Genomic DNA, 11,616 nt, shown 5'->3' with positions numbered 1-11,616 from the left:
TTAACAAGGGGAAGATTACACTGTTACTAAAGAAATTGATGACTACGGAAAAGTTACTATCATTGTCACGCAAGAAATGATTGATGAAGCAAAATCGTATATCAAATCCAAAAATTATCCAAAACCAGTTTCTCCAGTAATGCATTACTTAAACTCATTTAATGTAAATATTTACAAAGACAAATTAAAACTTTCTGGGAAAACAGGTGAAGGTGCTAGTATTGTAACAAATACGAACGGAACGTTTTTAACTGTTGAAACTGCAAAATGGGCAAATGCTGTTGCTTACGAAACTTACAATGAAGAAGACGAATTAATTTCTGTTTCTGTTTTAGGTACAGGAGATGTTACGTTTAAAAATACATTTGTAGATTTCCCAGTCAATGCTAAAAAAGTATATGCTGTTGGTTTCGATGGCGCTAAAATACTAGTTTATCCAACTAATTTATCTACTAACGAAAGTATCAAATCTACGGATTTTAATATTGTTCCAAATCCAATCAAAAATGACTCAAACATTAAGATTACACTTAACAATTCAAAAGGACAATACAATTTAAGTGTAATTGACATCAATGGAAAAGTCATCACAAATTCGATTGGAAATATAGATGAATTGAATAAAACTATCAATTCAAAATTCAAATCATTACCAAAAGGTATCTATATTGTTACATTGAAAAATGAAACTTCAAATTACACGAAAAAGATTATTAAAGAATAGTTTAACACGTATAATTCATAAACAAAAAACTCCCGCAAATGCGGGAGTTTTTACTACTATATAAAAGATAATTATTTCGCTTTATACTTCGCGATTCCATCTTGTAACCATTTTAGGTAAACTTCTACATCAAGTTCAGCTTCTAAAGGTTTAGAAAAACGATTCAAATCTTTATCAACCAAAATATAATAAGGTTGAGCATTTGCATTGAAATGTTCAATCTCGAAAGAAGTCCATTTGTTACCAACTGTTTTCAAATTACGATCTAACGCTTTCGAAAATACTTTTTGATCTTCTGGTAATTCTTTTGCTTCGTCAACATATAACGAAACTAAAACAACATCTTCAGCCAAAATTTTCTTCACACGCTCATCGCTCCAAACACGTTCTTCAACTTTACGGCAATTTGCACACGCATGCCCTGTGAAATCTAACAACATTGGTTTTCCAACTTTCGTTGCGTAAGCTGCTGCTTGATCAAAATCTTTGAATGCAGGAATTCCATGAGGTCCAGCAACCATATTTGGATCATCAAATTTAGCTGTTGCTTGTCCACCTCCTACACCTTCGTGGAAACCTCGTGGCGCTTCAGAATAGGTCATTGGAGGTGTTAAACCACTTAATAATTTTAATGGTCCACCCCATAAACCTGGAATCATATAAATCGCAAATGATACTGAAACTAATGCAAATAACATTCTCGGAACGCCAATTGTTTGCACAGGTGAGTCTAATTCTAATCTAAATTTACCTAAAAGATATAATCCTAAGAAGATAAAAATTGCAATCCAAAATGCTAAGAAAATTTCTCTTGGTAACCAATTCATTTGCCAAACTAAATCTGCGTTTGATAAGAACTTCAAGGCAAAAGCTAATTCAATAAATCCTAAAGAAACTTTGATTGTATTTAACCATCCACCAGATTTTGGCATTGAATTTAACCAACCAGGGAACATCGCAAACAATGTAAATGGAATCGCTAATGCTAAAGAGAAGCCAAACATTCCTACGATTAATGAATAATAGTTTCCTCCTTGCGTCGCTTGAACTAATAACGAACCAATAATTGGTCCTGTACAAGAGAATGATACTAATGCTAATGTGAATGCCATAAAGAAGATCCCAATTAATCCGCCTTTATCAGCACCTTTATCAGCTGCATTTACCCATTTACTTGGTAATGTTAATTCAAAAGCACCAAAGAATGAAATTGCAAATACAATAAAAATAGCAAAAAACGTTAAATTTACCCACGGATTTGTTGACATTTCATTTAGAACAGATGGTCCAAAAATAACTGTCGCCAATAAACCTAATGCAACATAAATAACAATGATTGATAATCCATAAATAAAGGCTTTTCCAACTCCTTCTCCTTTCGATTTACTTTGTTTTGTAAACATACTTACTGTCAAAGGAATCATTGGGAAAATACAAGGCATTAATAGCGCTGCCAATCCTCCTAAAAATCCTAAAGAAAAGATTTTCAATAAACCATTATCTTTCTTTTCGTTATCTGCTAATAAAGAATCATCAACTTTTTTGATTGTATCTTGTGTTGCCGCAACAACTGCTGTAGAATCTTCTTGAACAGAATCCTGCGTAATTTCAGTTACTGCTACTGTATCTTTTGCTTCTGTAGCATCTGCTGGCTTCGCCTCTTCTTTCGTTTCTTCAACTTTTGCAGACGGCGTTAATTTTATTGTTCCGCTTGTTTCATCTGGTGGCAAACAACGTTCAGCATCACACATCTGAAATTCGATTGTGTATGATACATTTACAGGTTTATCACCCGAAACTTTTACTTTTTGAACAAATTTTACTTGATTTTCGTAATATTTTTCATCTTGTTCAAAAATTTGGCTGTATTTATCTATACGTTTTCCAACTTCGCGCGTACCTCCAATCAATTTTGCATTTGCAGCTGGTTTAAATGATGCACTTGCTGGAATTCCAATTCCTCCATCAGGATGTTTCATTGAATAAAGGTGCCAACCTCTATCAATTTTTCCTGTTACCTCGATTTCAAACTCATTCTGTCCAACCTCCTTCACCGAACTCGACCATTTTGCAGGACTAAATAACTGTGCGTTGACTAAAATTGGAAACAAAAAAAGTATCCAAAGTTTCTTTAACATACTGTAATGTTTAAAAAGTTTTTACTTGTTTCTGTCGTTTTGAAACGTTCATCCAAACGATGATTTACCACCCAAATAATTTGATCTTTTTGGTCACAAAGCAACCAAACCTTCTCTTTTTCTAACTTAGAAAGTTTCAAATCTTTCATAAACTTACTCAACAATTTTTTTTGACCTTTCATTCCAATTGGATAAAAGAAATCTCCCTCTTTCACTTTTCTAAGTTTAAGCGGAAACAAAATTGATGTAAAGTCTACTATTTCAGTAGCGTTTTCGTGTGGATTTATCGATTTCACGAACTTCAAATTTAACGAATTGATTTCAATTAACTCATCAAAAATCGTTAATTCATCTTCATTTTCTTCTTCTATTTTTTGCAACAACAAATTTTCTCGATTTTTAATTAATCGATAAGTTGCTGATTTTATTTCACTTCCCGTTTCTGCATCCAAAAATTTTAAAATTTCTTTGCTCGACGAAAATCCATATTTTTCGAACAAATAATGTAAAAATGTTTCTAATGGTTGAAGTTTTTTTAATGCTGAAATTTCAATTTCAATCGGATTATCTCCTGAGAATAAATCACTTCTAACTTCTCCAACTTTATTTTGTACAATTTGATAATTATCATTGATATGATTTAAACTTGACAAAAAATTCTCATCAAATTGCGGATGAAGCTCTTTTAGAATTGGTGTAATGTGATGACGAATCTTATTTCTAGTATAATCATCCGTCGCATTCGTATAATCTTCTCGCCAATTTATTTCATTTGATTTTGCATATTCCAACAAATCATTTTTTGTAAAATTTAAAAGTGGACGAAAGATTTTTCCATTATCAATTTGCATTCCAACCAAACCTTTCAAACCTGTTCCACGAGAAAGATTAATCAAAAAAGTTTCAATATTATCATCCAAATGATGAGCTGTCACCAAAACATCCAAACGATTTTGTTGTTGAACTTGCTCAAACCACTCATAACGCAAATTTCGGCAAGCCATTTCTACCGAATAATTTCCTACTTTCTGATAAGCCACAACATCAAAACGAGTCGAATGAAACGGTATATTATATTTTCCACAATATTCTCTCACAAACAATTCATCGCCATTCGCGTCATCTTCACGCAACTGAAAATTACAATGTGCCACCTGAAAATTTGCAGCTGTTTGACGGAATAAATCTAACAAAACCATACTATCAATCCCTCCACTAATCGCCAATAAATAACGATGCGTAGAAAAAGAATGTTGTTCTAAAAGTTCTTTAAACTCTTGTTGTATAGATTTATTTTTCATGAAATACAAATGTTCGAAATTAGGAAGAATTCTCGAAAAAGAGTTATACTTTTTTTCTTCATTCTTATAAAATTTTCCAATAAAAAAGCCTGAAAAACTCAGGCTAAAGATTTATTTTAAACTTTCTAAAGATTTATTTTCAAGAATTTCTAAAGTCGAATCTCTCAATTCAACCATCACCTTATTCAATGTACAAATGCCTTCGTTAGGGCAATCATCACATTTTTCGTAGTAATTTTTACTTACACAAGGTAAAAGCGCGATTGGTCCTTCTAAAACACGAATCAAAGATGCTAAACTAATATCTTTCGCATCACGTGCCAAATAATATCCACCACCTTTCCCTTGTTTCGAATTGACGAAACCTAACTTTTTTAAATCCAATAAAATAGCCTCCAAGAATTTTTTCGGAATAACTTCTGTTTCAGAAATTTGTCCAATTAAAACTGGTTTGTTACTTTCTTGTCTGGCCAAATGAGCCATTGCTTTTAGTCCGTATTTTGTCTTTTTTGATAACAATTCTATAAGATTTAACTACAAAAATAACGTTGATTGTTGTATAAAACAAATATAAAATTAAATCGTTGAACCGAGATTTAAAAATATTTCATCAAAAAATCAATTACCTTTTGAGTTGTAGAATTATAGGGATAATTGAGAAATTTTGATGGTGACAAAAACCGATTGACTTTTAAGATCGGTTTCATATGCGAAAAATCTTTGAAACCTGCATAACCTGTTGAAGCTCCAATTCCAGAATTATTAACTCCGCCAAAAGGCAAATTTGAATGTAAAACCTGCACCAATGTTTCGTTAATTACCACAGAACCAGATGAAGTTTCATTCTTAATTTTATCAATAAAAATAGAATCTTTCGAAAAAATATATAACGCTAAAGGCTTTTCTTTCTGATTAATAGATTCAATTACTTCATTTATTTCTTTAAATGTATAAATCGGAAAAATTGGTCCAAATATTTCTTCTTCATTTATTTTTGCATTTATTGGAACATCTGTCAAAAAAGTTGGTTTAATGTACAATTCAGCTTCAATGTATTCATTTCCAAAAGGACATTTTGCACCATTTTCTATTGCATTTTCAATCAAGTTTTTTAATCGATTATAATTTTGAAGATTTACAATTCTCGCTAAATCTTTCGATTGAGCAGGATTTTTTCCAAAAACTTTTTCAATATGTTCAATAAACATATTTATAAATTGCTCTTGAAATTCTTCTTTAATCAAAATATAATCTGGCGCAATACATGTTTGACCAAAATTTATCAATTTTCCCCAAACTGCTTTTTCAACCACTTCTTGCATCGGAATTGTTCCATCAATAATCAAAGGCGACTTTCCCCCTAACTCCAACGTCACCGAAGAAAGATGTTTTGCACCTGCTTGCATCACAATTTTACCCACTTTTGGCGAACCTGTAAAATGAATATGATTAAATTTTTTGGTTAACAAATAAGTTGTTTCCTCAATTTCTCCTTCAACTAGAGCGACATGATTTTCTTCAAAAACTTCAGAAATAATTTTATTAAGAACTTTTGAAACATTTGGACAAAACTCCGAAGGTTTAAGAATTGCTGTATTTCCAGCCGAAATACAAGCAACCAAATGCACTAAACACAATTGAAAAGGATAATTCCAAGGCGAAATAATCAAACAATTTCCCAAAGCTTCCGGTTGAATTTGCGCTTTTGAACCGAAAAAAAGTAGATTATTTGAAATTGATTTCGTTTTTGTCCAACAATTCAAATTCTTTCGAAATAATCGAATTTCAGCTAAAACTGGAAATATTTCGGTAGAATCAGCTTCAATTTTAGATTTTCTTAAATCCAAAAACAATGCTTTTTCTATTTCAGCACGATGATTTAGAATTGAATTTTCTAAGTTTTTCAAACTTTCTTTCCGCTGATAAACAGTAAGATGACGAATATTTGCTTTATTCTCACATTGCTTATCATAAATCTCATCTATTTTCGTTTTAAAATCTGACACATGAAAAAATTTGAACGTTAATTTACTACTATTTTGAGTATTTTTAATCCCAAAAAGCGACAAATGAAAAATAATCTTACTTTGGTTGATAAATTAAATCACATCAAAAATTTATTTATTATTGGTAAAAGTGATGGAAATTTGAATGAAAAAGAGATTCAAATTATCTCTGATATTGCCAAATACCATGAACTTTCTGCTAAAGATGTAAGTTATATTCTGAACGAAAACACGAAGTTTGATTTTACGTTGCCTAAAACATTTACAGATCGACTTTCTTTGTTGTACGACGCTGTTTTGTTAATGGTTGTGGATTTGAATATTCATCAAAATGAAAAGGCAATTTGCATTGATTTGGCTAAAAAATTTGAGTTTAATCCTCAAATTATTGATGAATTAATTGAGGATATTTTGAGTTATATTTTAGAAGGAAAAGAATGCGATGAAGTGATGGAATATTTGGTTAAATACTCCCATCCAAAGCAAAATTTGAATTAAATTTTTATTGAAAAAGCTGATAAATCGTTAACAAAGAAATCACACTCGTCACTCCTCCAATTACATAGTTGATATTCTTCAAAATAAATGAATCTTCTTCCGATTTTGAGTTAAAAAATTTCAGATACAGACCAAAAATAATCATCGAACCAACTACAACTCCTAAAGCAAAAACTGAGCTATTTGGTTGTCCAAAAACATTAACATTATACGAAACCAACGTTGCGCTTAAAAACACATAAAAAGGTATAGGAAAAACATTTACAGCGGATAACAATAATCCGTAAATGAATTTATTTTTTTGTTTTACATCACCTTGTTGTTTTAGCTTTTTATTCTTCTTTTTTTGATCTTGTTTCTTCGCAAAAAAGAGAAAATAAATCGTAATAATTACAAAAACAGCTAATCCAACTTCCCTAAAAATTTTGGTAACTTCTTCATTAAAATCAATAAATTTTGCTAGAAAAATTGCTAAATAAACCTGAATTGCAATCGTAACCGCAGTTCCAGACATAAAAGTATATGCACTTTTTACTCCTTCTTGTTTCCCAATTTTTACCACCGTCATATTCAACAATCCAGGAATGGACGATCCAATAAAAGCTGTGAAAATTCCGATTAAAAGTAGTTCTAAATACTGCATTAATTCTTTTTAAAAAGGTTTGCAAATTTAGACAAACTTGTTGGAGAAACCTATTGAAGTCATATGAATCATTCAAAAAAATATTACTTAAACGTCCATATTAACGCTGATTCTATTGATGAATTGAAAATTGTGAAATGATTTTGAGAAGGATCATGTAAATAATTCCAATTTGATTTCAAGTTATCTTTTTCTTGCAATTTTTCTACAAATTGATCAGTAAACTTTGAAATTGAAACTGTTTTAGAACTTGAAATCCAAATCTTTTTATTTACTAACAGATTAAAATCAAATTTTTCAAAATAAGAATCAAACAATTCGTGATTATTCCACCAAAGCGAAGGATCAATTGCAATAAAAGAATCAAAATAATGTGGAAAATAAAACAATATATCCATTACCAACAATCCGCCTAAAGACTCACCTACAATGATTTTCGAGTTATTTGTCTTGTAATTTTTCGAAATATGAGGAAGCAATTCTAACACAATAAATTTTTCAAAATTCTCTGCATTTCCATATTCTGGAACCCATTTTTTGTCTTTTACAACATTTGTATTTCTTGTAAAATCAAAATTTCGATTGATATTTTCGATTCCCACAATCATCAATGGTTGAATACGATTTGATTTAATTAACTCATCAATAAGCTTTGTTATTTGTTTAAATTTCTCATTAATGCCGCCATCCAATAAATACAAAACAGGCAAACTTTCATTTTTAAAACGTTCTGGAATCCAAACAAAAATATTTCTTTCTTGATTTAAAAATTCAGAATATAACTTTTCCTTTTTGTAATTTAATTCGCTTGACATATCTACTTTTTTGAGACTTTATTAAAGTTAATTGAAAAAAATCAATAAAAAAACCACTTCAAATGAAGTGGTTTTTAAATTTTATTTTGATAAAAATTACAATGAAGCTAATTGTTCTTCAATTTGTGCAATTTTTTCTAAAGCATCTGCCTCTTTTTTGCGTTCTGCATTAATTACTTGTTCTGGCGCACCAGCAACAAATTTTTCGTTTGATAATTTTTTACGAACAGAATTTAAGAAACCTTTGTTGTAATCCAACTCTTTTTGTAATTTCTCGCGTTCAGCTTCAATATCGATATTATCAGACATCGGAACCATAAATTCTAATGTCCCAACGCGGAAAGCAAAACCTTTTTCTGGTTTATCTCCTGTATTGAAATTAGAAACATTTCCTAATTTAGAGAAAACATCTACATATATTTCGTTCGCAGCTTGAGCATCAGCAAAAACTTCTAAAGCTTCTTTTGGTGACATTCCTTTTTCTGAACGTAATCCACGAATTGCTGTAGTTGCTTCTTTTGTATTCTCGAAATTCTTGATAATTTCTTCGTTGAAAGATGTTACTTCTGGATATTTAGAAACAATCAGTGCTTCATCATCCGTTCTTTCAGCAATTAAATGCCAAATTTCTTCTGTTAAGAAAGGCATAAATGGATGTAAAACTTTCAATACATTTTCTAAATAAGAAATTGTTGCTACATAAGTTTTTGCATCAATTGGCTCACCAAAAGTAGGTTTAATCGCTTCTAAATACCAAGAACAGAAATCATCCCAAATCAATTTATAAATCGCCATCAATGAATCAGATAAACGATATTGATCGTAATTATGTTCGATATCTGCTAACGCTTGTTGGAATTTATTTTCGAACCAGTCAACCGCTTTTGCTTGAGCAGAAGTTTGTTCTAAATCTTCTTTCACTTCCCAACCTTTTATTAGACGGAAAGCATTCCAAATTTTATTCGCAAAATTACGTCCTTGTAGACACAAATCAACATCGAAAGGTAAATCGTTCCCAGCAGGCGCTGTTAGCAACATTCCCATACGCGTAGCATCTGCACCATATTCGTTCATCAATTCGATTGGATCTGGTGAATTCCCTAACGATTTTGACATTTTACGCCCTTGTTTATCACGAACAATTCCTGTGAAATATACATTTTCGAAAGGTAATTCGTTACGATACTCATATCCAGCCACAATCATACGCGCAACCCAAAAGAAAATAATATCTGGACCAGTTACTAAATCTTGTGTTGGATAATAATAATTGATTTCTTCATTTTCTGGCTCATTGATTCCGTTGAAAACAGAAATTGGCCATAACCAAGAAGAAAACCAAGTATCTAACGCATCTTCGTCTTGACGTAAATCTTCGATTGTTAATGTAACATTTCCTGTTTTTTCCTGTGCTAATGGTAAAGCTTCTTCTTTTGTTAGAGCAACAACGAAATCTTCGTTTCCATCACCATAGAAAAATGCAGGAATTTGGTGTCCCCACCATAATTGACGAGAAATGTTCCAATCTGTTACATTTTCCATCCAATTACGATATGTATTTTTAAATTTCGCAGGATGAAATTTAATCGTATCATTCATTACATTTTCTAAAGCTGGTTTAGCTAAATCTGTCATTTTCAAGAACCATTGATTTGAAATTTTAGGCTCAATCACCGCTCCTGTTCTTTCAGATGTACCAACTTTATTATTATAATTTTCTACTTTTTCAAGTAAACCTTTTTCTTCTAATTCTTTCTCGATTTCTTTACGCGCTTTGAAACGATCTAATCCAGCATAATTTAATCCTAAATCATTTAATTTCGCATCATCCGTAAAAATATCAATAAAATCTAAATTATGTTTTTTACCTAATTCGTAATCGTTCACATCGTGTGCAGGCGTAACTTTAAGACATCCTGTACCAAATTCGATGTCAACATATTCGTCTTCGATAATATTTACTTTACGACCAACGATTGGAACAATAACTTGTTTTCCTTTCAACCATTCATATCGCTCGTCATTTGGATTGATACAAACTGCAGAGTCACCAAAAATTGTTTCAGGACGAGTTGTCGCCACAACAATATATTGATCAGTTCCGTCAACTTGATATTTTAAATGATATAATTTTCCATTTTTATCAACATGAATAACTTCTTCGTCAGAAATATTTGTCTTTGCTTCCGGATCCCAATTTACCATACGGTATCCACGGTAAATTAATCCTTTGTTATATAAATCAACAAAAACACGTTGAACAGATTCAGATAAATCTGGATCCATCGTAAATTTCGTACGATCCCAATCGCAAGAAGCTCCTAACTTTTTTAATTGGTCTAAAATAATTCCACCATGTTTATGCGTCCAATCCCAAGCGTGATTTAAAAATTCTTCACGACCGATATCAAATTTAGAAACACCTTCCTCTTTTAACTTCGCAACAACTTTCGCTTCAGTAGCAATTGAAGCATGGTCTGTACCTGGTACCCAACAAGCGTTAAATCCACGCATACGCGCACGACGAATTAAAACGTCCTGAATCGTATTATTTAACATATGTCCCATGTGCAAGACACCTGTTACATTTGGTGGTGGAATGACGATTGTGTAAGCTTTTCTTTCATCTGGAGTAGATTTAAAATACTTCTTCTCCATCCAGTATTCATACCATTTTCCTTCAACTTCCGTTGGCGTATATTTAGATGCGATTTCCATTATTTATATATGACTTAAAATAAATTTGGGCAAATTTACACAATCTGCCCAACATTTCTAAGATATTATATAATTTGTTTATTTATTCAATAAATCAATAAGTTTAATTAAATCTTGTTCTTTTTTTATGCTAAGTTTATTTGTACTTACAATTTGATTTACGTCTTTATCTGTAAAATCTTTAAATTTTTTAGTTGAATTTGGAACATTATACATTTTATCACTATAACCAATCAATAATTTCTCTTGTTTAAAATAATTTCTCTTATTAGAAGCATTTAAACCACCAGCACCAAGACCATCTACTCCATCATTAGATAATTTTCTATAAAGTACAATTTTTCGATCTAAAGGTGATAATACTTGTAAATATCTTGATGTTAATGTACCCCCATCAATATAACTTACATACTTAAGAATTTTACCATCATCGAATCTAATAGTCTGGTTTGATAATTTATTCATTTTATATAAATATCCATCTCTTAAAAACTCTAAATCGTCTAGTAATGCATTATATCTAAAATTCTCCTTTTCTTTGAAACCATCTATACTTGCAGGAAGAAAATTAACATTAAAATATTCATCTTTATTAGTAACTCCTTCTGTATATTTCTGTTGTTTTACTTCTGCAACAATAGTTTGTAGATTATATTCATTAACAGTAGCTGTAGAAGACATTTGTGCATTAGTAAAATTGTAAACTAGAAGCATTATTGTAACAATTATTCTTTTCATATTAATATATATTAAACCCGTTGTGCATTTTGATT

Annotated in this window: 10 protein-coding genes; 2 read left to right on the top strand and 8 right to left on the bottom strand. The window is 30.9% G+C overall.

Going from position 1 to position 11,616, the window contains the following annotated elements; all coding sequences use genetic code 11:
- Nucleotides 1-76: 76 nt before the first annotated feature.
- On the top strand, nt 77-724 hold the full coding sequence (locus B3M86_RS10965) for a T9SS type A sorting domain-containing protein (RefSeq protein ID WP_219035233.1): 648 nt from the start codon (nt 77-79) through the stop codon (nt 722-724).
- A 71-nt stretch (nt 725-795) separates the two neighbouring features.
- On the opposite strand, the gene B3M86_RS10960 is transcribed toward B3M86_RS10965, so the two are convergent.
- The 4 genes from B3M86_RS10960 to B3M86_RS10945 all read right to left on the bottom strand — a co-directional run bounded on the left by B3M86_RS10960 (nt 796) and on the right by B3M86_RS10945 (nt 6,169).
- Nucleotides 796-2,862: a protein-disulfide reductase DsbD family protein gene (locus B3M86_RS10960; protein WP_291076211.1), complete on the bottom strand. Its 2,067-nt coding sequence runs from the start codon at nt 2,860-2,862 to the stop codon at nt 796-798.
- Nucleotides 2,856-4,163: a tRNA lysidine(34) synthetase TilS gene (gene tilS, locus B3M86_RS10955; RefSeq protein WP_221854437.1), complete on the bottom strand. Its 1,308-nt coding sequence runs from the start codon at nt 4,161-4,163 to the stop codon at nt 2,856-2,858. Before tilS ends, B3M86_RS10960 begins: the two co-directional genes overlap by 7 nt.
- 111 nt (nt 4,164-4,274) lie before the next feature.
- Entirely contained in the window at nt 4,275-4,682 is a 408-nt protein-coding gene (locus tag B3M86_RS10950) for an RrF2 family transcriptional regulator (protein WP_219035236.1), read from the bottom strand.
- Nucleotides 4,683-4,759: 77 nt separating this feature from the next.
- Nucleotides 4,760-6,169 (bottom strand): aldehyde dehydrogenase family protein, encoded by a 1,410-nt coding sequence (locus B3M86_RS10945; RefSeq protein ID WP_291076213.1) that lies wholly within the window; start codon nt 6,167-6,169, stop codon nt 4,760-4,762.
- A 63-nt stretch (nt 6,170-6,232) separates the two neighbouring features.
- On the opposite strand from B3M86_RS10945, the gene B3M86_RS10940 reads away from it, so the two are divergent.
- Nucleotides 6,233-6,667, top strand: a complete 435-nt coding sequence (locus tag B3M86_RS10940) for a hypothetical protein (protein ID WP_038334450.1) — start codon at nt 6,233-6,235, stop codon at nt 6,665-6,667.
- Nucleotides 6,668-6,671: 4 nt separating this feature from the next.
- Here B3M86_RS10940 and B3M86_RS10935 read toward each other — a convergent pair whose 3' ends face one another.
- The 4 genes from B3M86_RS10935 to B3M86_RS10920 form a co-directional block, all read right to left on the bottom strand.
- Nucleotides 6,672-7,310 carry a LysE family transporter gene (locus tag B3M86_RS10935; RefSeq protein WP_038334451.1) on the bottom strand — a complete coding sequence of 213 codons (639 nt, stop codon included), beginning with the start codon at nt 7,308-7,310 and terminating at the stop codon, nt 6,672-6,674.
- An 83-nt stretch (nt 7,311-7,393) separates the two neighbouring features.
- Nucleotides 7,394-8,125: an alpha/beta hydrolase gene (locus tag B3M86_RS10930; RefSeq protein ID WP_115000630.1), complete on the bottom strand. Its 732-nt coding sequence runs from the start codon at nt 8,123-8,125 to the stop codon at nt 7,394-7,396.
- A 96-nt stretch (nt 8,126-8,221) separates the two neighbouring features.
- On the bottom strand, nt 8,222-10,843 hold the full coding sequence (locus B3M86_RS10925; RefSeq protein WP_291076215.1) for a valine--tRNA ligase: 2,622 nt from the start codon (nt 10,841-10,843) through the stop codon (nt 8,222-8,224).
- Between the two features lie 78 nt (nt 10,844-10,921).
- On the bottom strand, nt 10,922-11,557 hold the full coding sequence (locus B3M86_RS10920; protein WP_286496174.1) for a hypothetical protein: 636 nt from the start codon (nt 11,555-11,557) through the stop codon (nt 10,922-10,924).
- Nucleotides 11,558-11,616: the final 59 nt, after the last annotated feature.

Origin of the sequence: Empedobacter sp. UBA6305 (assembly GCF_002440405.1) — a bacterium.
GTDB lineage: Bacteria > Bacteroidota > Bacteroidia > Flavobacteriales > Weeksellaceae > Empedobacter > Empedobacter falsenii_B.
Note: the sequence above shows the minus strand (reverse complement) of the source record. Positions and strands in the feature narration are given on the sequence as shown.